The organism is Enterobacter cloacae complex sp. IR5401 (genome assembly GCF_049238425.1).
In the GTDB taxonomy this organism is placed as follows: domain Bacteria; phylum Pseudomonadota; class Gammaproteobacteria; order Enterobacterales; family Enterobacteriaceae; genus Enterobacter; species Enterobacter hormaechei_C.
Genome location: NZ_JBMKHN010000002.1, coordinates 355,156 through 375,832 on the forward strand (window position 1 = coordinate 355,156; position 20,677 = coordinate 375,832).

The 20,677-nt window shown below is 57.9% G+C and carries 20 protein-coding genes and 1 riboswitch; of the genes, 10 read left to right on the forward strand and 10 right to left on the reverse strand.

Features of this window, described 5'->3' with window-relative positions:
- Positions 1–3: 3 nt before the first annotated feature.
- Complete coding sequence (locus ACOTX1_RS04680) at positions 4–507, forward strand: fimbrial protein (RefSeq protein ID WP_003858483.1); 504 nt, start codon at positions 4–6, stop codon at positions 505–507.
- Here the strand turns inward: ACOTX1_RS04680 and dinG are convergent.
- Together dinG and rhlE are read right to left on the reverse strand one after the other, a co-directional pair.
- Positions 494–2,671: an ATP-dependent DNA helicase DinG gene (gene dinG / locus ACOTX1_RS04685; protein ID WP_263521491.1), complete on the reverse strand. Its 2,178-nt coding sequence runs from the start codon at positions 2,669–2,671 to the stop codon at positions 494–496. The two genes, ACOTX1_RS04680 and dinG, sit on opposite strands and share 14 nt — an antisense overlap.
- Before the next feature lie 97 nt (positions 2,672–2,768).
- Positions 2,769–4,151, reverse strand: a complete 1,383-nt coding sequence (rhlE, locus tag ACOTX1_RS04690; protein WP_003858487.1) for an ATP-dependent RNA helicase RhlE — start codon at positions 4,149–4,151, stop codon at positions 2,769–2,771.
- Positions 4,152–4,355: 204 nt separating this feature from the next.
- On the opposite strand from rhlE, the gene cecR reads away from it, so the two are divergent.
- Genes cecR through ACOTX1_RS04715 form a run of 5 tightly spaced genes read left to right on the forward strand, consistent with a single transcriptional unit; the run spans position 4,356 to position 9,996 of the window.
- Positions 4,356–5,033, forward strand: a complete 678-nt coding sequence (cecR, locus tag ACOTX1_RS04695) for a transcriptional regulator CecR (protein WP_003858489.1) — start codon at positions 4,356–4,358, stop codon at positions 5,031–5,033.
- Positions 5,030–6,025: a secretion protein HlyD gene (gene hlyD / locus ACOTX1_RS04700; protein WP_023315672.1), complete on the forward strand. Its 996-nt coding sequence runs from the start codon at positions 5,030–5,032 to the stop codon at positions 6,023–6,025. Before cecR ends, hlyD begins: the two co-directional genes overlap by 4 nt.
- Positions 6,018–7,757 carry an ATP-binding cassette domain-containing protein gene (locus ACOTX1_RS04705; RefSeq protein ID WP_126497640.1) on the forward strand — a complete coding sequence of 580 codons (1,740 nt, stop codon included), beginning with the start codon at positions 6,018–6,020 and terminating at the stop codon, positions 7,755–7,757. Before hlyD ends, ACOTX1_RS04705 begins: the two co-directional genes overlap by 8 nt.
- Positions 7,747–8,880 (forward strand): ABC transporter permease, encoded by a 1,134-nt coding sequence (locus tag ACOTX1_RS04710; protein ID WP_023315670.1) that lies wholly within the window; start codon positions 7,747–7,749, stop codon positions 8,878–8,880. Before ACOTX1_RS04705 ends, ACOTX1_RS04710 begins: the two co-directional genes overlap by 11 nt.
- Positions 8,881–8,889: 9 nt before the next feature.
- On the forward strand, positions 8,890–9,996 hold the full coding sequence (locus ACOTX1_RS04715) for an ABC transporter permease (protein ID WP_023315669.1): 1,107 nt from the start codon (positions 8,890–8,892) through the stop codon (positions 9,994–9,996).
- Here ACOTX1_RS04715 and ACOTX1_RS04720 read toward each other — a convergent pair.
- The gene (locus ACOTX1_RS04720; RefSeq protein ID WP_003858499.1) at positions 9,958–10,368 is read right to left on the reverse strand and encodes a YbhQ family protein; all 411 of its coding nucleotides are present in this window, start codon (positions 10,366–10,368) and stop codon (positions 9,958–9,960) included. The genes ACOTX1_RS04715 and ACOTX1_RS04720 overlap by 39 nt on opposite strands.
- 133 nt (positions 10,369–10,501) lie before the next feature.
- On the opposite strand from ACOTX1_RS04720, the gene ACOTX1_RS04725 reads away from it, so the two are divergent.
- The 3 genes from ACOTX1_RS04725 to ACOTX1_RS04735 are packed head-to-tail and all read left to right on the forward strand — an operon-like array spanning position 10,502 to position 13,460.
- Complete coding sequence (locus ACOTX1_RS04725; RefSeq protein ID WP_023315668.1) at positions 10,502–11,263, forward strand: endonuclease/exonuclease/phosphatase family protein; 762 nt, start codon at positions 10,502–10,504, stop codon at positions 11,261–11,263.
- Entirely contained in the window at positions 11,260–12,498 is a 1,239-nt protein-coding gene (gene clsB, locus ACOTX1_RS04730; RefSeq protein WP_003858503.1) for a cardiolipin synthase ClsB, read from the forward strand. Before ACOTX1_RS04725 ends, clsB begins: the two co-directional genes overlap by 4 nt.
- Positions 12,498–13,460: a lysylphosphatidylglycerol synthase domain-containing protein gene (locus tag ACOTX1_RS04735; protein WP_003858505.1), complete on the forward strand. Its 963-nt coding sequence runs from the start codon at positions 12,498–12,500 to the stop codon at positions 13,458–13,460. Before clsB ends, ACOTX1_RS04735 begins: the two co-directional genes overlap by 1 nt.
- 94 nt (positions 13,461–13,554) lie before the next feature.
- Here ACOTX1_RS04735 and ACOTX1_RS04740 read toward each other — a convergent pair whose 3' ends face one another.
- The 6 genes from ACOTX1_RS04740 to moaA all read right to left on the reverse strand — a co-directional run bounded on the left by ACOTX1_RS04740 (position 13,555) and on the right by moaA (position 17,028).
- Positions 13,555–14,262, reverse strand: a complete 708-nt coding sequence (locus tag ACOTX1_RS04740) for a Bax inhibitor-1/YccA family protein (protein WP_003858508.1) — start codon at positions 14,260–14,262, stop codon at positions 13,555–13,557.
- A 58-nt stretch (positions 14,263–14,320) separates the two neighbouring features.
- On the reverse strand, positions 14,321–14,773 hold the full coding sequence (moaE, locus tag ACOTX1_RS04745; protein ID WP_003858509.1) for a molybdopterin synthase catalytic subunit MoaE: 453 nt from the start codon (positions 14,771–14,773) through the stop codon (positions 14,321–14,323).
- 1 nt (position 14,774) lies between these two features.
- Positions 14,775–15,020 (reverse strand): molybdopterin synthase sulfur carrier subunit, encoded by a 246-nt coding sequence (moaD, locus tag ACOTX1_RS04750; RefSeq protein ID WP_003858510.1) that lies wholly within the window; start codon positions 15,018–15,020, stop codon positions 14,775–14,777.
- On the reverse strand, positions 15,013–15,498 hold the full coding sequence (gene moaC / locus ACOTX1_RS04755; RefSeq protein WP_003858511.1) for a cyclic pyranopterin monophosphate synthase MoaC: 486 nt from the start codon (positions 15,496–15,498) through the stop codon (positions 15,013–15,015). The genes moaD and moaC overlap by 8 nt, the downstream gene beginning before the upstream one ends.
- Before the next feature lie 3 nt (positions 15,499–15,501).
- Positions 15,502–16,014, reverse strand: coding sequence for a molybdenum cofactor biosynthesis protein B (moaB, locus tag ACOTX1_RS04760; RefSeq protein WP_003858514.1), 513 nt, complete (start codon positions 16,012–16,014; stop codon positions 15,502–15,504).
- A gap of 24 nt (positions 16,015–16,038) precedes the next feature.
- Entirely contained in the window at positions 16,039–17,028 is a 990-nt protein-coding gene (gene moaA, locus ACOTX1_RS04765; protein ID WP_023315666.1) for a GTP 3',8-cyclase MoaA, read from the reverse strand.
- A riboswitch (molybdenum cofactor riboswitch) is annotated at positions 17,016–17,149 on the reverse strand. (Overlaps the previous gene by 13 nt.)
- 226 nt (positions 17,150–17,375) lie before the next feature.
- On the opposite strand from moaA, the gene yvcK reads away from it, so the two are divergent.
- Entirely contained in the window at positions 17,376–18,284 is a 909-nt protein-coding gene (yvcK, locus tag ACOTX1_RS04770; protein WP_023299636.1) for a uridine diphosphate-N-acetylglucosamine-binding protein YvcK, read from the forward strand.
- A gap of 79 nt (positions 18,285–18,363) precedes the next feature.
- Here yvcK and uvrB read toward each other — a convergent pair whose 3' ends face one another.
- Positions 18,364–20,379: an excinuclease ABC subunit UvrB gene (gene uvrB, locus ACOTX1_RS04775; RefSeq protein WP_003858519.1), complete on the reverse strand. Its 2,016-nt coding sequence runs from the start codon at positions 20,377–20,379 to the stop codon at positions 18,364–18,366.
- Positions 20,380–20,677 lie beyond the last annotated feature (298 nt).

Sequence of the window (20,677 nt, forward strand, 5' to 3'; positions counted from 1 at the left end):
AACATGAAAAAGACAATCGCGTTTCTGACGATGGGCTTACTGGCCCAGGCCCACGCAGACGATATTCAGATCCAGATGACGGGAAATATTTACGCCAATACCTGCATCATTGACAGCGCCAGCCGCAACCTGACGGTGGACTTAGGCCAGACGGTGTCGGGCAGTTTTAAAGACGTGGGGGATACAGGCGAGTGGAAAGACTTTTCCCTGTCAGTATCGCACTGTCCTGCCACGCTGGCGCTTGCCACGGCCTTTTTCTATGGCCAGGCAGACAGCGTGCATCCGACCAAATTTGCCAATATCGGCAGCGCAAAGGGGCTGGCGCTGGAGCTGGCAGACCGGCAGGACAAAATACTGATTGCCCCGCAGGCCGCCTTTAACGCCGCCATCAATCCGAGCGACCACACGGCAACCTTTCCCCTGTCCGCGCGCTACTACGCCACCTCAATGCCCGTCACTGCCGGGACGTTCAGCAGCGTGATTCAGGTGACATTCACTTACCAGTAGGACCGCGCCTCTTTGCACGGATGCTTTTTGTACGCCCGGCAGAGGGTTTTGCCGGGCGTTTTTTTACCTCCGGCACTTCTGGCTGCTCAATCGGGAAGATCGGCAGCGCATTCAGCAGCCGTTGGCCGTAGTTTTTGGTGAGCAGTCGTTTGTCATAAATCACCACCTCGCCCCAACAGCCGTGGCTACGGATCAAACGCCCGACCTGCTGAATAAGGTTAAACGACGCCGCAGGCAGGCTTTGCACTTCAAACGGATAACGGTTCAGGCTTTTCAGCCATTCGCCTTCGGTGATCACCACCGGGCTGTCGATGGGCGGGAAGGCAATTTTGTGGATATGCACCTGCGTCAGGTAGTCACCTTTCAAATCAAGCCCTTCCGCAAAGGACTGTAACCCCACCAGCACGCTGCGCTCGCCGTTATCAATGCGTTTACGGTGGGTTTCCACCAGCCGATAGCGCGGCTGATCGCCCTGCACCAGCAGGAGCAAGCGCAGATCGGTGACGTGCTCCAGGAAGCGTTGCATCGCGCGGCCGCTGACAAACAGCACCAGCATACCGGGGTATTTTTTACTCTCAACCTGCTCGCGGAAGTAGGCCGCCATTTCCGCAATATGCTGCTCTTCGTTATCGATAAGCGGCTCATAGTTCATGCGCGGGATCACCAGCTTGCCCTGCTCACAGTGGTTGAACGGCGAGTCCAGGGCCACAAAACGGTCCCCCGCTTTCTCTTTCAGGCCGCTCATTTCCTGCAACCTTGAGAAGCTGTTCAGTGAACGCAGGGTCGCCGATGTCACTACCACGTGCGGCACGCTGCGCCAGATCAGCTTTTCCAGCTGATCGGCCACGCGGATGCCCACGCAGTGGAAGAAAAGATGTACCTGCCCGTCTCGCACTTCGCGGGTGGCCCACTTTGTCACCGGCGCGCCGGACGCCTGCGCCATTGAGGCCAGCCGCCAGAGTTTGCTCTGCGCCTCAAACATGCCCAGCGCGCGGTTCATTTGCAGCAGAATGCGGTGCAAACGCACCACGTCATGGGTACCGGTTTTCTCGCTGAGATCATTTAAGAACATCTCCGCCAGCCCGCGCAGCTTTTCAAGGTGCTTCGCCAGCTGCTGACAAATTTCCATCACTTCCTGCGGCAACTCCCCCATCGCAAAGCGGTGTTCCGCCTCCTGGGTGGCGGGGAGATACAGGTTAAGAATGTTATTCAGCGAGGCGATGAGGCCGTACACCTCTTCACAGTGCTCGCTCAACCGCTCCGGAACCGCCAGCGGCGGCGTGGTTTTCGGGCGGAACTGCTCCATGCAAGTTGCCACCAGCTTACAGAACAGATCCAGTTGCAGGCGAAACCACGGGGCGGTAATTTCCGCGCTCATCTCCAGCGCATCCCGCGCCACGTCGGGCAGATGATGACCTTCATCGAGCACCAGCAGCAGGTTTTTGGGCTCCGGCAGGACCGCTTCACTCTCCAGTGCGGCCATCACCAGCGCATGGTTGGCGACAACCACCTCCGCTTCCTGAATCTCACGCCGGGCAACAAAGAAAGGGCATTCGCGGTAGTAGTGACAGTTGCGGTTCAGGCAGCTCGCTTTATCGGTGCTGAGCCTGCGCCACAGGTCGTCGCCGATCGCCTGGCTGGTGTGATCCCGCAGGCCGTCCCACCTGTAGCTGTCGAGATCGGCCTTCAGCTTTGCGCACTGCTCCTGCTCCGCCTTGTTGTTTGGCGTCAGCTCGTCATCAAGAAACGCGAGCAGATCCTGCTGGGCGGGTTCACTGCTGGCCAGCGCCGCCAGATTGCGCGGGCAGACGTAGCGCCCGCGACCAAAGGCGGCGGTGAAGCGTAAATCGGGGATAATTTTGCGCAGCAGCGGCAAATCTTTGCTGAAGATCTGATCCTGCAAGGCCACGTTGGCGGTGCTGACCACCAGCGTTTTGTCCTCCTCCCGCGCGATGGCGATGCCGGGAATGAGATACGACAGGGTTTTCCCGACGCCGGTCGGGGCTTCAATCGCCAGATGTCGCCCGTCGTCCCCGGCGAGCGTTTTTGCCACGTCGGCAATCATCTGCCGCTGCGGCGCTCGGGGGATAAAATCGGGGATCTGCTGCTGTAGCGCCTTATACCAGGCGCCTATTTGCGCTTTCAGCGCAGCGGTTAAAGCCATCGGAAAACCTGAAATACTGTATAAACAGCCACTATTGTGGCACTTTCTCTCCGCTGCCGCAAAAAGAAAAGCCCGGCTTTACGACCGGGCTTCCAGATTACTGCGGGTTAGCAGGTTTACGCGGGCGGCGTCGGCGCTGCCCCTCGCCTGCCGGTTTCCCTTCGCCGCTACGCCACGGGTTTTCACCGGCTGGTTTGCTATCGTTATTACGACGCGGCGGTTTGCCCGAAGATTTCGGCGCGCCACCTTCTGAACGACGCGGCTGCTGACCGCGACCACCGCCGCCCTGACCGCGTCCGCCACCCTGACGACCGTTCTGAATTGGCTCGGCTTTGATCGACGGGTCCACTTCATAGCCCGGGGTTTCAATGCGCGGGATCTCTTTCTTCAGCAGGCGTTCAATGTCGCGTAGAAGCTTGTGTTCATCCACGCAAACCAGAGAGAGCGCTTCCCCGGTTGCCGCCGCACGGCCGGTACGGCCGATACGGTGAACGTAATCTTCCGGCACGTTTGGCAGCTCGTAGTTCACCACGTGCGGCAGCTCTTCGATATCCAGACCGCGTGCGGCGATGTCGGTCGCCACCAGCACGCGAATGTCGCCAGATTTAAAGTCCGCCAGCGCGCGGGTACGCGCGCCCTGGCTCTTGTTGCCGTGGATCGCCGCGCTGCGGATGCCGTCTTTATTCAGCTGTTCCGCCAGGTGGTTGGCGCCGTGCTTGGTGCGGGTAAAGACCAGCACCTGCTGCCAGTTGCCCTGTCCGATCATCTGGGAGAGCAGTTCCCGCTTGCGCTTCTTATCCACAAAGTGAACGTGCTGCGTCACCTGCTCGGAGGCGGTGTTGCGGCGCGCGACTTCCACTTCCAGCGGGTTATGCAGCAGCTTTTCCGCCAGCGCCTTGATCTCGTCGGAGAAGGTCGCGGAGAAGAGCAGGTTCTGACGACGCGTCGGCAGCTTCGCCAGCACGCGGCGAATGTCGTGGATGAAACCCATGTCCAGCATACGGTCGGCTTCGTCCAGCACCAGGATTTCGATGTTATCGAGCTTCACCGCGTTCTGGTGTTCCAGATCCAGCAGACGTCCCGGTGTTGCCACCAGCACGTCCACGCCGCCGCGCAGCTTCATCATCTGCGGGTTAATGCTTACCCCGCCGAAAACTACCAGCGAACGAATGTTGAGGTAGCGGCTGTATTCACGCACGTTCTCGCCAATCTGGGCCGCCAGCTCGCGGGTTGGGGTGAGGATCAGCGCACGCACCGGACGACGGCCTTTGGCGTGCGGCTGGTTTTTTACCAACAGCTCCAGCAGCGGCAGGGTAAAGCCCGCGGTCTTACCGGTACCGGTCTGCGCGCTTGCCATCAGGTCACGGCCCTGCAAAACGGCCGGAATGGCCTGCTGCTGGATAGGGGTTGGCTCAACGTAGCCCTGCTCTGCGATGGCGCGCAGAATTTCCGGGTTCAGACCAAGGGAATCAAAAGACATAAAAACTCCGAACCGCCCCGACCATCACAGGTGTAGTTTTCAGGGAGATATAACGAATAGAAGGACAAAAACCACAATGTCGCGAAGGAGCGGAGTGTAGCAGCTTTTGTGACGTGGCGCATAAAATATCCCCGGCGATGACTCGACGTTTGCGCAAATCAGGCATAATCTTAATCAATCGATTGATTAATTTTTAATGCTGCTATGAATACAACCCCAACGACAACCAAAGGCGAACAGGCGAAAAGTCAGCTTATCGCCGCCGCGCTGGCGCAGTTTGGCGAGTATGGTCTGCATGCCACCACGCGGGATATCGCCGCTCAGGCCGGGCAGAATATTGCGGCCATCACCTACTATTTTGGCTCAAAAGAGGATTTATACCTCGCCTGCGCCCAGTGGATCGCGGATTTTATCGGCACCAGCTTTCGCCCGCACGTGGAAGAAGCCACCGCGCTGTTCAGCCAGCCAGAGCCTGACCGGGCTGCCATCCGCCAGCTGATCCTTAACGCCTGTCACAACATGATCCGCCTGCTGACGCACGACGATACGCTGAACCTGAGCAAATTTATCTCCCGCGAGCAGCTCTCCCCCACTGCCGCGTACCAGCTGGTGCACGATCAGGTGATCGCCCCGATGCACAGCCATCTGACCCGGCTGATCGCCGCCTATACCGGACGGGACGCGAGCGATACCGACACCATTTTGCATACCCACGCCCTGCTGGGCGAAGTGCTCGCCTTCCGTCTGGGGCGTGAGACCATCCTGTTACGTACGGGCTGGACACAATTCGATGAGGATAAAGCCGCGCAAATTAGCCAGGTCATTACCTGTCACGTTGATCTGATCCTGCAAGGCTTAACGCAAAGGAGCCAGAAGTCATGAAAAAACCTGTCGCCATCATTCTGGTGGTTGTTGTCTTGCTTGCCGCGGGAACAGGCGGCTGGCTGTGGTATCAGAGCCAGCAGGATCGTGGCCTGACGCTGTATGGCAACGTGGATATCCGCACCGTGAACATGAGCTTCCGCGTTGGCGGACGGCTGGCCTCGCTGAACGTTGACGAAGGCGATGCCATCAAAGCCGGGCAGACGCTGGGGATGCTGGACAAAGCCCCGTTTGAGAACGCGCTGATGCAGGCAAAAGCAGGCGTCTCCGTCGCACAGGCGCAATACGACCTGATGCTGGCGGGCTATCGTGACGAAGAGATCTCCCAGGCGGCCGCTGCCGTTAAGCAGGCAAAAGCCGCCTATGACTATGCGCAGAATTTCTATAACCGTCAGCAAGGCTTATGGAAAAGCCGTACTATTTCCGCCAACGACCTGGAAAACGCGCGCTCATCCCGCGACCAGGCACAGGCGACGCTGAAATCTGCCCAGGATAAGCTAAGCCAGTACCGCACCGGTAACCGTGCGCAGGACATTGCCCAGGCGAAGGCCAGCCTTGAGCAGGCGCAGGCGCAGTTAGCCCAGGCGGAGCTGGATCTGCACGACACCACGTTAATCGCCCCGTCTGACGGCACGCTGATGACCCGCGCCGTGGAGCCGGGCAGCATGCTCAGCGCGGGCAGCACCGTGTTAACGCTCTCCTTAACCCGTCCGGTGTGGGTGCGCGCTTACATTGATGAGCCGAATCTTGGCCAGATGCAGCCGGGCCGCGAACTGCTGCTCTATACCGACGGTCGCCCGGACAAGCCATATCACGGCAAAGTGGGCTTCGTCTCTCCTACCGCCGAGTTCACGCCAAAAACCGTTGAAACCCCGGATCTGCGTACCGACCTGGTGTATCGCCTGCGCATCATCGTCACCGATGCGGACGACGCGCTGCGTCAGGGCATGCCTGTTACCGTGACCTTAAACGACGGGGAACGACATGAATGACGCGGTTATCCAGCTCAACAATCTGGTCAAACGCTTTCCGGGAATGGCTAAACCGGCGGTCGCACCGCTGAATTGTACGATTCAGAAAGGCTATGTGACCGGGCTGGTGGGGCCGGACGGCGCGGGTAAAACCACGCTGATGCGGATGCTGGCGGGATTGCTGAAGCCGGATGAAGGCAGTGCCAGCGTGCTTGGCCTCGATCCGATCAAAGACGACGCGGCGCTCCACGGCATACTCGGCTATATGCCGCAGAAGTTTGGTCTGTACGAAGATCTGACGGTAATGGAAAACCTCAACCTGTACGCCGACCTGCGCAGCGTCACCGGCGAAACCCGGCAGAAAACCTTCGCCCGCCTGCTGGCGTTCACCTCCCTCGGCCCGTTCACCGAACGGCTGGCGGGCAAACTTTCCGGCGGGATGAAGCAGAAGCTGGGGCTGGCCTGCACGCTGGTGGGCGAACCGAAGGTGCTGTTGCTGGATGAACCCGGCGTCGGCGTGGACCCGATTTCCCGCCGTGAACTGTGGCAGATGGTGCACGAGCTGGCGGGTGACGGCATGCTGATCCTCTGGAGTACCTCATACCTTGATGAAGCAGAACAGTGCCGCGACGTGCTGCTGATGAATGAAGGCGAACTGCTCTATCAGGGCGAACCCACCGAGCTGACGCAAACCATGGCCGGGCGAAGTTTTCTGCTGCACAGCGCGCAGGAATCCAACCGCACGCTGCTGCAACGGGTGCTGAAGCTGCCCCAGTTGAGCGACGGGATGATTCAGGGCCGTTCGGTGCGCGTGATCCTCAAAAAAGAGGCCACCGCCGACGATATCCGGCGTGCGCAGGGGATGCCTGAGATCGACATGACAGAGACCGCGCCGCGCTTTGAAGATGCGTTTATCGATCTGCTGGGCGGGGCGGGAACCTCAGAATCACCGCTTGGCGCCATTCTGCACACGGTGGAAGGTACGCCGGGCGAAACGGTCATAGAAGCGAAATCGCTCACCAAAAAATTCGGCGACTTCGCCGCCACCGATAACGTCAATTTTGCCGTGAAGCGCGGCGAGATATTTGGCCTGCTCGGGCCGAACGGCGCAGGGAAATCCACCACCTTTAAAATGATGTGCGGCCTGCTGGTACCAACCTCCGGCAAAGCGCTGGTGCTGAACATGGATCTCAAAGTCAGCTCCGGCAAGGCGCGCCAGCACCTGGGCTATATGGCGCAGAAGTTTTCGCTCTACGGCAACCTGACGGTGGAGCAAAATCTGCGATTTTTCTCCGGCGTCTATGGCCTGCGGGGACGGGCGCAGAACCAGAAGATCGGCCGCATGTGCGACGCCTTCGGCCTGACCGATATCGCCTCGCAGGCGACCGACGCGCTGCCGCTTGGCTTCAAACAGCGGCTGGCGCTGGCCTGCTCACTGATGCACGAGCCGGATATCCTGTTTCTTGATGAACCTACGTCAGGCGTGGATCCCCTCACCCGCCGTGAATTCTGGTTGCATATCAATAGCATGGTGGAAAAAGGCGTGACCGTGATGGTCACCACCCACTTTATGGACGAGGCGGAGTATTGCGACCGTATCGGGCTGGTCTATCGCGGCAAGCTGATTGCCCACGGCACGCCGGATGACCTGAAAGCGCAGGCCGCCGACGACTCGCAGCCAGACCCGACCATGGAGCAGGCGTTTATCACCCTCATTCACGACTGGGATAAGGAGAATACTCATGCGCAGTAACGCCCTCTCCTGGCGCCGGGTGCGCGCCCTGTGCGTTAAAGAGACGCGTCAGATCGTGCGCGATCCCAGCAGCTGGCTGATTGCGGTGGTGATCCCCCTGCTGCTGCTGTTTATTTTCGGCTACGGGATTAACCTCGACTCCAGCAAGCTGCGGGTCGGGATTTTGCTGGAGCAGCAGAGCGAAGAGGCGCTGGACTTCACCCACGCCATGACCGGCTCGCCCTACATCGATGCCACCATCAGCGACAATCGGCAGGAACTGATCCAGAAAATGCAGGCCGGGAAGATTCGCGGTCTGATCGTCATTCCGGTGGATTTCGCGGCCAACATGGCGCGCCCGGGCGCCGATGCGCCGATCCAGGTGATTACCGACGGCAGCGAGCCGAACACCGCGAACTTTGTGCAGGGCTACGCGGAGGGGATCTGGCAGCTCTGGCAGATGCAGCGCGCCGAGGACCGGGGGGAAAAGTTTGAACCGCTGATTGACGTGCAGACACGCTACTGGTTTAACCCCGCCGCCATCAGCCAGCACTTTATTATTCCGGGCGCGGTAACGATTATTATGACGGTGATTGGCGCGATCCTCACCTCGCTGGTGATCGCCCGCGAATGGGAGCGCGGCACCATGGAGGCGCTGCTCTCGACCGAAGTGACGCGCGTCGAGCTGCTGCTGTGCAAGCTTATTCCCTACTACTTCCTCGGCATGCTGGCGATGCTGCTCTGTATGCTGGTGTCCGTCTTTATCCTCGGCGTGCCGTACCGCGGCTCGCTGGTGGTGCTGTTCTTTATCACAAGCCTGTTCTTACTCAGCACGCTGGGGATGGGACTGCTCATCTCCACCATCACCCGCAACCAGTTTAACGCCGCGCAGGTGGCGCTGAACGCCGCTTTTCTGCCGTCGATAATGCTCTCCGGGTTTATCTTCCAGATAGACAGTATGCCTGCCGTCATCCGCGCCGTGACCTACATTATCCCGGCGCGCTACTTCGTGAGCACGCTGCAAAGCCTTTTCCTGGCGGGGAATATTCCGGTGGTGCTGATTATCAACACGCTGTTTTTAATGGCGTCGGCGTTGATGTTTATCGGGTTGACGTGGATGAAAACCAAACGGCGGTTAGATTAAGGAGCGCGCATGTTTCACCGTTTATGGACGTTAATACGCAAAGAGCTGCAATCCCTGCTGCGCGAGCCGCAAACCCGCGCCATTCTGGTGTTGCCGGTGCTGATCCAGGTTTTACTGTTCCCGTTTGCCGCCACCCTTGAGGTGACCAACGCCACCATTGCCATTTACAACGAAGACAACGGCAAACACTCCGTCGAGCTGACGCAGCGCTTTGCGCGTGCGAAAGCCTTTACCCACATCCTGCTGCTGAAAAGCCCGCAGGACATTCAGCCCACCATCGACACGCAAAAAGCGCTGCTGCTGGTGCGCTTCCCGGCGGATTTCTCCCGCAATCTGGATACCTTCCAGACCACGCCGATGCAGCTGATCCTCGACGGGCGTAACTCCAACAGCGCCCAGATCGCAGCCAACTACCTCCAGCAGGTGGTGAAGGATTACCAGCAGGAGCTGATGGACGGCAAACCGAAGCCCAACAACAGCGAACTGGTGGTGCGCAACTGGTATAACCCAAATCTGGACTACAAGTGGTTTGTGGTGCCGTCGCTGATCGCCATGATCACCACCATCGGGGTGATGATCGTCACCTCCCTCTCCGTCGCTCGCGAGCGCGAACAGGGCACGCTGGATCAGCTGCTGGTCTCTCCGCTCGCCACCTGGCAAATTTTCGTCGGCAAAGCGGTGCCGGCACTGATTGTCGCGACGTTCCAGGCCACCATCGTGCTGGGGGTGGGAATTTGGGCCTACCAGATCCCGTTCGCCGGATCGCTGGCGCTGTTTTACTTCACGATGGTGATTTACGGGCTGTCGCTGGTGGGGTTTGGGCTGCTGATCTCCGCACTATGCTCAACGCAGCAGCAGGCGTTTATTGGGGTGTTTGTCTTTATGATGCCGGCGATTTTGCTTTCTGGGTACGTTTCGCCAGTGGAGAACATGCCGGTGTGGTTACAGGATTTGACGTGGATAAACCCGATTCGTCACTTCACGGATATCACCAAGCAGATCTATCTGAAAGATGCGAGTCTGGATATTGTGTGGGGAAGTTTGTGGCCGCTACTGGTCATCGCGGCCACTACGGGCTCAGTGGCCTATGCGATGTTTAGACGAAACATCGCGTAGCTTTTTCTCTTTGGTGAGCAACGACACCACCGCGGGTCCTGCGAGGATAGCCAGACCCGCCAGGGCCAGCAGCAGGTTGTTTTGCAGCACGCGTGACAACAGCCACAGGACGATCATTGCCGCACCAAAATACCAGGTGGTGGTGAGCTCTTCGAGCACATCTCCCACTTCGCGCCAGCGCGCGTCGTGATGACGCTGTAAAAACAGCATCGACAGCACGGTCACGCCGTAAACCACGCATAACCCTAAGCCAACACGCACCAGCGTGCCGCTCATCCAGCCCATCACCAGTACGGCCACGACCAGTAAATGCAACATTATCTGCCAGCAACTCAAACCGGTTGCGACACGAACGCGTTGTTGCCACTTCATGGCTTCTCTCCTGAAGGATTTTTCTCTGCTAATTCAGACTACCGCACTTTACGGAAAATTCCGTAACGCCGCATCTTTTTGTGACGCCTACTACACTTTATTTTCATCGGGATAGTCACCCAGGAAGGTGTTTATGAGCAAAAAAACGCAGCATTTCTCGCTTAAGGTGCTGACGATTAACATTCATAAGGGCTTCACAGCATTTAACCGCCGCTTCATTTTACCGGAGCTGCGCGACGCGGTGCGCACCGTCAGCGCCGATATTGTCTGCCTCCAGGAGGTCATGGGCGCGCATGAAGTGCACCCGATGCATTTCGAAAACTGGCCCGACACGCCCCACTACGAGTTTCTGGCGGATACCATGTGGAGCGATTACGCCTACGGGCGCAATGCGGTCTACCCGGAGGGGCATCACGGTAACGCGGTGCTGTCGCGTTTTCCTATCGAGCATTATGAGAACCGGGACGTCTCCGTTGGCGAGAGTGAAAAACGCGGGCTGTTATACTGTCGTATCACCCCCCCAGAGCTCGATTTTCCCATTCATGTAGGCTGTGTTCATCTTGGCCTGCGTGAAGCCCACCGTCAGGCCCAGCTACAGATGCTGGCAGACTGGACAAATGCGCTGCCGGAGGGCGAGCCCGTGGTGGTGGCCGGTGATTTCAACGACTGGCGACAGCGTGCCAACCATCCGCTGAAGGTGAATGCGGGGCTGGAGGAGATTTTTACCCGCGCACGCGGTCGTCCCGCGCGAACGTTTCCGGTGCGCTTCCCCCTGCTGCGCCTTGACCGCATCTACGTAAAAAATGCCCACGCCAGTAGCCCGACGGCGCTGGCCTTGCTCAACTGGCGACATCTCTCCGACCATGCCCCACTCAGCGCGGAGATCCACTTATGAAATGCACATGGCAGGAAGGTAACCGTATTACGCTGCTGGAAAATGGCGATAACTATTATCCGGCGGTTTTTGAGGCGATTAGCCACGCACAGCAGAAAGTCTTTCTGGAAACGTTTATCTGGTTTGAAGATGACGTGGGCAGGCAGTTGCATAGCGCACTGCTGCATGCCGCTCGTCGCGGTATAAAAATCGAGGTCCTGCTCGACGGATATGGTTCGCCGGATCTCAGCGACGAATTTGTTAACGAGCTCACCGCCGCAGGGGTGGTGTTCCGCTATTACGATCCCGGCCCGCGTCTGTTCGGCATGCGCACCAACCTGTTCCGCCGTATGCACCGCAAAATTGTGGTGGTGGATGAAACGGTGGCCTTCGTGGGCGGCATTAACTACTCCGCCGAGCATATGTCGGATTACGGTCCCGAAGCGAAACAGGACTACGCGATCCGTATCGAAGGGCCGGTAGTGCAGGACATCCAGCTGTTCGTGCTGGAAAACTTACCCGGCAAGGAGGCCGTCCGCCGCTGGTGGCGACGCCGTCACCGCCCGGAGGAGAACCGCAAGCCCGGCGAGGCGCAGGCCCTGTTCGTCTGGCGTGATAACGAGGAGCATCGGGACGATATCGAGCGTCATTACCTGAAGATGCTGGCGAACGCGAAGCGCGAGGTGATTATCGCCAACGCCTATTTCTTCCCCGGTTACCGGATTTTGCATGCCATGCGCAACGCGGCCCGACGCGGCGTGAGCGTGAAGCTTATCGTGCAGGGTGAGCCCGATATGCCGATTGTGAAGGTGGGCGCGCGTCTGCTCTATCGCTATCTGGTCAAAAGCGGCGTGCAGATCTATGAATATCGCCGCCGCCCGCTGCACGGCAAAGTCGCCGTGATGGATGACCACTGGGCGACCGTCGGCTCCAGCAACCTTGATCCGCTGAGCTTATCGCTGAATCTGGAAGCGAACCTCATCATCCACGATCGCCAGTTTAATCACACCCTGCGCGATAACCTTCAGGGTCTTATTAATAAAGACTGCGTGCGTGTGGATGAGTCCATGGTGCCGAAACGGAGCTGGTGGAACGTGGGCATCGGCGTGGTGGTGTTCCACTTCCTGCGCCACTTCCCGGCCATGGTGGGCTGGCTGCCCGCGCATACGCCGAAACTGGCGCTGGTGGATCCGCCTGTGCAACCCGAAATGGAAACCCAGGACCGCGTAGAGGCGGAAGATGGAGGGAAAACCTGATGTCGAAATCTCATCCTCGCTGGCGGCTGGCGAAAAAAATCCTGACCTGGCTGTTCTTTATTGCCGTCGCGGTCCTGCTGGTGGTGTATGCCCAGAAGGTGGACTGGGAAGAGGTGTGGAAAGTTATTCGCAACTACAACCGGACAGTCCTGCTGGGTGCCGTTGGGCTGGTGATTGTGAGCTACCTGATGTACGGCTGCTATGACCTGTTGGGACGCGCCTACTGCGGGCATAAGCTTGCCAAACGGCAGGTTATGCTGGTGTCATTCATCTGCTACGCCTTTAACCTGACGCTGAGCACCTGGGTGGGCGGGATTGGTATGCGCTATCGCCTGTACTCCCGCCTTGGCTTACCGGGTGGCACCATTACGCGTATTTTCTCCTTAAGCATAACCACCAACTGGCTGGGGTATATTCTGCTGGGCGGGGTGATTTTCACCATCGGCGTGGTGCAGCTGCCTGCGCACTGGTACATCGATGAGGCCACTCTGCGCATTCTGGGCATCGTACTGCTGCTGATCATCGCGGCCTACCTGTGGGCCTGCGCCTTTGCCAAACGTCGTCACATGACCATTAAAGGCCAGAAGCTGGTGCTGCCGTCATGGAAGTTTGCCGTCCTGCAAATGGTGGTTTCCAGCGCCAACTGGATGGCGATGGGGGCCATTATCTGGCTGTTAATTGGCGAAGATGTGAATTACTTCTTCGTGCTGGGCGTGTTGCTGGTAAGCAGTATTGCCGGGGTGATTGTGCATATTCCGGCGGGTATTGGCGTACTGGAAGCGGTGTTTATCGCGCTGCTTGCGGGGGAGCATGTGTCTCACGGGACGATTATCGCCGCCCTGCTCGCGTACCGCATGATCTACTACTTCCTGCCGCTGGCGCTGGCAACGGTCTGTTATCTGGTGCTGGAGAGTCGGGCGAAGAAGCTGCGCGCGAAGAACGAGAAGGCGATGGCAAAATAAAAGCAAAACGGCAACTTCGTTGCCGTTTTTAGGGTTTGTTCCCTCTCCCTGTGGGAGAGGGTCAGGGTGAGGGCATCAGACAGCGCCACCCTCACTAACGACGGTTGCCGAAGATACGCAGCAGCATCAGGAACAGGTTGATGAAGTCCAGATAAAGCGTCAACGCGCCCAGAATCGAGTATTTGCGCAGGTTTGAACTGTCACGAACATCAATTTGCTCACCGATGTTTTTCAGCTTCTGGGTGTCGTAGGCGGTTAAGCCCACGAAGATCACCACCCCGATATAGGTCACCGCCCACATCAGCGCGTCACTCTTCAGCCACAGGTTCACCAGCGACGCCAGCACAATCCCAATCAGCCCCATAAACAGCATGTTGCCGAAGCCGCTCAGGTCACGTTTGGTGGTGTAGCCGTACAGGCTCATCACACCGAACATCCCGCCGGTCACCACAAAGGTGCTGGCGATGGAGGAGTAGGTGTAAACGATGAAAATACTGGAAAGCGTCAGCCCGGTCAGCGCCGAATAGAGCATAAACAGCGTGGTCGCCATACCCGAGCTGAGCTTGTGCACCAGCCCGGAGAGCACAAATACCAGCGCCAGTTGCGCAATAATCAGCCCAAAGAAGGTGATTTTGCTGGAGAAGATAAACATCATCAGTTCAGGCGTGTTTGCCGCATACCACGCGATAAACGCGGTAAGCAGCAGGCCAACCGTCATCCAGCCATATACCTGAGCCATGTAGGTTTGCAGCCCGCTACGGGTCTGCTGAACTATCGAATCGGAACGCGGAAATCGGTCCATGATTCACTCCTGATTAAGTAAACACACATGTTAAGACTAACACATCCACGTAAACCTGTTACCAACGGCTGGCGGCATGCTTATCGCTGTCGCGTGATTCCACCCAGCGCTCACCTTCCGGCGTCGCTTCACGTTTCCAGAACGGCGCTTTGGTTTTAAGATAATCCATGATGAACTCCCCCGCCGCAAACGCACTCCCGCGATGGGCGCTGGTGACGCCGACAAACACAATCTCTTCGCCGGGCCACATTTCGCCGATGCGATGGATAACCGTAACGCGTCCCAGCGGCCAGCGGCCTCGCGCCTCTTCGACAATGGCCGCCAGTGATTTTTCGGTCATCCCCGGATAGTGCTCCAGCGTCAGCGCTTTTACGCTGTCGCCGAGGTTGTGGTTACGCACTTTTCCGGTAAACGTCACGACCGCGCCGTCTTCATCGCGCTCTGCCAGCCAGCTGTATTCGGTACCGACGCTAAAGCGCTCAGGGCCGACCAGAATTCGGGTTTCCGTCATCTTAACCCCCTGTTACCGGCGGGAAGAAGGCCACTTCGTCCCCATCGGCCAGCGGGTGGGTCAACTCCACCAGCGTCTGATTCACGGCGGCCAGCAGTTTGCCTTCATCCAGCGCCAGCGCCCAACGGTCGCCTTGCGCCGCCAGATGCGCGCGCAGGGCGGCGACGTTTTCGAAAGAGCCGTCCAGCGTCAGGCTGTCGGTATTGACCAGCTCACGGACCTGGGCAAAAAAAAGCACCTTAATCATGGCTTTCTACCTTAAAATCGCCGGATTTGCCGCCGCTTTTTGCCAACAGACGCACCGGGCCAATCACCATATCTTTCTGCACCGCTTTACACATGTCGTAAATGGTCAGCGCCGCCACGGAGGCCGCCGTCAACGCCTCCATCTCCACGCCGGTTTTCCCGGTTAAGCGGCACAAGGACTCGATACGCACGCGATTATGCGCCGGCTGCGCCTGCAAATTTACCTCCACTTTGCTGAGCATCAGCGGATGGCAGAGCGGAATGAGGTCCCAGGTACGTTTAGCGGCCTGAATACCAGCGATACGGGCGGTGGCAAACACATCACCCTTGTGATGGCTGCCGTCGATAATCATCGCCAGCGTCTCCGGCAGCATGGTGATGAACGCTTCAGCACGCGCCTCGCGCACCGTTTCGGCTTTGGCGGAGACATCCACCATATGCGCTTCGCCAGCGGCGTTTATGTGGGTCAGTTGTGACATAGCTTATTTCTTTAAATGGGGATGGAAATTACACGGACGGGTACGAGCATCCAGCTGCGGGGCAATAATGTTTTCCCACGCGGTGCGGCAGGCTTTGGTCGACCCCGGCATGGCGAAGATCAGCGTCTTGTTCGCCACCCCCGCGACAGCACGGGACTGAAGCGTAGAGGTACCAATCTCTTCAAACGAGAGCATGCGGAACACTTCGCCGAAGCCTTCCACTTCGCGATCGAACAGCGGGAGCAGCGCTTCCGGCGCCTGGTCGCCTGCGGTAAAGCCGGTGCCGCCAGTGATCAGCACCACCTGGACGTCATCGTTCGCAATCCACTGTGAGACCTGAGCGCGAATGGCGTAACGGTTTTCTTTGACGATCGCTTTATCAACAATCTGGTGTCCGGCTTCGTGTGCCGCCTCGCGCAGCCAGTGGCCGGAGGTATCATCCTCTTCACCACGACGTTCGGAAACGGTAAGAATAGCAATGCGTGTCGGGATAAATTCCGCGCTTACTTGACTCATCTTCTGGTTCCTTCTAAAGCCTGATTACCCGCCGATATAGGACAGGTTCTGAGTAATGCCGGTGTTGCCCTGATGCAGGAAATGGGTCTGCTTTTTGTGCGTCAGCGCCTCGGAAATACGTGCTTCAAGCGCGTCCTGCTGGGCGTCATCTTCCAGCAAATCGCGTAGATCGACGCCGCCATCCCCGAACAGGCAAAGATGGAGCTTGCCGACGGAGGAGACGCGCAGGCGGTTGCAGCTGGCACAGAAGTCTTTTTCATAGGGCATGATCAGGCCGATTTCGCCTTCATAATCCGGATGACAAAAGACCTGCGCCGGGCCATCGCTGCGCTGACGGATCTGGTGGATCCAGCCGCGTTTCAGCAGTTCGTCGCGCAACACCATGCCGGAAATATGGTGACGGCGGAACAGCTCGCTGCCCTCGCCCGTTTCCATCAGCTCGATAAAACGCAGTTGAATGGGACGGGATTTAATCCACGCCAGGAAGGTGTCCAGCTGATGGTGGTTTACGTCGCGCATCAGCACCGTGTTGACTTTGACTTTTTCGAACCCGGCGGTAAACGCCGCATCGATGCCGTCCATCACCTGGCGGAACTTGTCCTGACCGGTAATGGCGTGAAACTGCCGGGCATCAAGGCTGTCCACGCTGACGTTGATCGCCGTCAGCCCCGCATCGCGCCAGTTCGCCACGTCACGCGCCATGCGGTAACCGTTGGTGGTCACCGCGATCTGGCGGATACGTTCGTTTTCACGCACGGCGGCAATAATGTCAGGGAAATCACGACGCAGGGAGGGCTCTCCCCCGGTAAGACGCACTTTTTCCGTGCCGAGTTCCGAGAACGCACGCGTAACGCGGCGTACTTCATCCACGGAGAGAAAGCCATTATTGGTGACGCTGCCCGGCTTGTAGCCATCGGGCAGGCAGTAGGTGCAACGGAAGTTGCACACATCGGTAATCGACAGACGCAAGTAGTAAAACTTACGCGCGAAAGCATCAGTAAGTTGTGAAGCCATGTACACCTTTCCAGATCGGGAGGCACAGTCATTTCTTTCTGTACCCTGGTGGCAAATCCGCCACGGCCAGGGCGCCATATCTCTCGACACAGGCGCCAGGGCTAGAGTGTATGTTTTCAGTTTTGAAAACGTGGTTATGGCGATAGTAGCGTGGAAATCGCCACTTCGCCATTGTCGCTTTTCGCTATATAAATTTATACATAACGATGTTATCGTGCATTTTCACTACAGAATACGCAAAAACAGCGCTTTCGCATTGATATACGTCATTATGGATTGTGAGAGGCATCGTCTTTTAGGAGTAGTTGCGTTACTGTGACGCAAGCTTAACAGGATAAGGAATAGGTATGCGCAATCGCACTTTTGCGGATCTGGACCGCGTGGTCGCTCTTGGCGGAGGTCACGGGCTGGGACGGGTTATGTCGTCGTTATCGTCACTGGGCTCACGCCTGACGGGCATCGTGACAACAACGGACAACGGCGGCTCAACCGGGCGGATCCGACGTGCTGAAGGCGGGATAGCCTGGGGCGACATGCGCAACTGCCTCAACCAGCTCATCACTGAGCCAAGCGTGGCCTCGGCGATGTTTGAGTACCGTTTTGGCGGGAATGGCGAACTTTCAGGCCATAACCTTGGAAATCTGATGTTAAAGGCGCTGGATCACCTGAGCGTGCGCCCTCTGGAAGCGATCAATTTAATTCGTAACCTGCTAAAAGTGGATGCGTTCCTGATCCCAATGTCCGAACAGCCGGTAGATTTGATGGCGATCGATGCTGACGATCACGAAGTGTATGGTGAAGTGAATATCGACCAGCTTCTTCTGCCGCCAAAAGAGCTGATGACCTACCCCAGCGTACCCGCAACGCGTGAAGCGGTAGAAGCGATTGGCGAGGCCGATCTGATCCTGATTGGGCCGGGAAGTTTTTACACCAGCCTGATGCCGATCCTGCTGGTGAAAGAGCTGGCGCAGGCGCTGCGCAGAACGCCTGCGCCCATGGTCTATATCGGTAATTTAGGCCGCGAACTCAGCCCGGCGGCGGCAAGCCTGTCGCTGGCGGATAAGCTGGACCTGATGGAACAGTACGTTGGTAAGAAAATTATCGATGGTGTCGTGGTCGGACCGAAAGTGGATGTATCAGGGATTGGCGATCGCGTGGTGGTACAGGAGCCGCTGGAAGCCAGCGATATTAAATATCGCCACGACCGCCATCTGCTACGCGAGGCGCTGGAGAAGGCGATTCAGGCATTAGGTTAGGTTCGTTTTGTGCGGCCTGATGCCCTCACCCCGGCCCTCTCCCACAGGGAGAGGGAGAAAACGCCACCGGGCAAAAAATTCACGATGCCGCAATAAACAGATCCCGCAGCTGATGCAGCTGATCGCGGATTTGCGCAGCCTCTTCGAACTCCAGGTTCTGCGCATGCTGCATCATCTGCCCTTCCAGCTCGTGGATCTTCTGCTGCAACGCTTTCGGCGTCAGCGCGACGGTATCCTCTTCCACCACTGAACGGGCCTTGCCGCGGCCTTTCGCTTTGGTCTTCGCAATGTTCTGACCCAGCGCCAGGATATCCACCACCTTCTTGTTCAGCCCCTGCGGCGTGATGCCGTGCTCTTCGTTATAGCGCTGCTGCTTCTCGCGACGACGTTCCGTTTCGCCAATCGCTTTGGCCATCGACGGGGTGATTTTATCCCCGTACAGGATCGCCTTCCCGTTGACGTTACGCGCGGCGCGGCCAATGGTCTGGATCAGCGAGCGCTCGGAACGCAGGAAGCCCTCTTTGTCCGCGTCCAGAATCGCCACCAGCGACACCTCAGGCATATCCAGCCCTTCTCGCAGAAGGTTAATCCCTACCAGCACGTCGAACTCACCCAGACGCAGATCGCGGATGATCTCCATACGCTCCACGGTATCGATATCCGAGTGCAGATACCGCACCTTCTCACCGTGTTCTTCCAGATACTCCGTCAAATCTTCCGCCATACGTTTGGTGAGCGTGGTAACCAGCACGCGCTCGTTGATGGCGGAACGGGCACGTATTTCCGAGAGCAGATCGTCCACCTGCGTCGCCACCGGACGCACCTCGATAATCGGATCCAGCAGCCCGGTCGGACGCACCACCTGGTCCACCACGTCATCACCGGATTTTTCCAGCTCGTAGTTGCCCGGCGTCGCCGATACGTAGATGGTCTGCGGAGCAAGCGCCTCAAATTCTTCAAACTTCATCGGACGGTTGTCCAGCGCTGACGGCAGTCGGAACCCGTACTCCACCAGCGTCTCTTTACGCGCGCGGTCACCGCGGTACATCCCGCCTATCTGGGGGATCGTAACGTGGGATTCGTCGATCACCAGCAGGCCGTCCGCCGGAAGGTAGTCAAACAGCGTCGGCGGCGCTTCGCCCGGCCCGCGCCCGGAGAGGTAGCGCGAGTAGTTTTCGATGCCGGAGCAGTAGCCCAGCTCGTTCATCATCTCCAGATCGAACTGGGTACGCTGGCTCAGGCGTTGCTCTTCCAGCAGCTTATTGTTCGCCAGCAGCACCTTGCGGCGGTCCGCCAGCTCAATTTTGATCTCTTCCATCGCCTGCACGATACGCTCGCGTGGCGTCACGTAGTGCGTTTTCGGGTAGATGGTGAAGCGCTGGATCACCGACTCGACGTGACCGGTCAACGGATCGAACAGCGACAGGCGTTCAACCTCTTCGTCGAACAGCTCCACGCGCAGCGCCATGTCGTCCGATTCCGCCGGGAAGATATCAATCACCTCGCCGCGCACGCGGAAGGTCCCGCGCTGGAACGCCTGATCGTTACGGGTGTACTGCAACTCCGCCAGACGGCGCAAAATCGCCCGCTGATCGATGATCATCCCCTGCGTCAGGTGCAGCATCATCTTGAGATAAAGATCCGGATCGCCCAGGCCGTAGATCGCCGACACCGAGGCCACCACCACCACATCACGACGCTCCAGCAGCGCCTTGGTCGCCGACAAACGCATCTGCTCGATATGTTCGTTCACCGAGGCATCTTTCTCGATAAACGTGTCGGAGCTGGGAACGTAGGCTTCCGGCTGGTAGTAGTCGTAGTAGGAGACGAAATACTCCACCGCGTTTTCCGGGAAGAACTCTTTCATCTCACCATACAGCTGCGCCGCCAGCGTTTTGTTCGGCGCGAGGACCATCGTCGGACGCTGGAGATCGGCAATGACGTTGGCAATGGTAAAGGTTTTGCCCGAACCGGTAACCCCCAGCAGGGTCTGGTGCGCCAGCCCGTCCTCCAGCCCCTCTTCCAGGCGACGAATAGCCTCGGGCTGATCCCCGGAAGGACGGAAAGCAGAATTCAGTTTAAACGGTTTACTCATGGGCGACGACCTGATGACAGAATAAGCGGCAGGTGAGTAATTTTACTCGTTGTGGCCAGGATTGCCAGTAAAAAACACTGGATGAAAAACCAGTAGCGTGTCAGGATATTTAGCGTAGCGCAGAGAGGATTAGTGCGTTCGCGAGCCAAATTTCGACTGTGACAAAATAAAACACCAGCCTCAGGGGGTTATCCCCAGAACTATTACTTTTTTAACATTTGTCAAGGGCGGTTATGAAAGTTTTATGGCAACAGGTGTCGCTGGCGTTGAGGGAATTGCTTTTATCTAATTCTTTAAA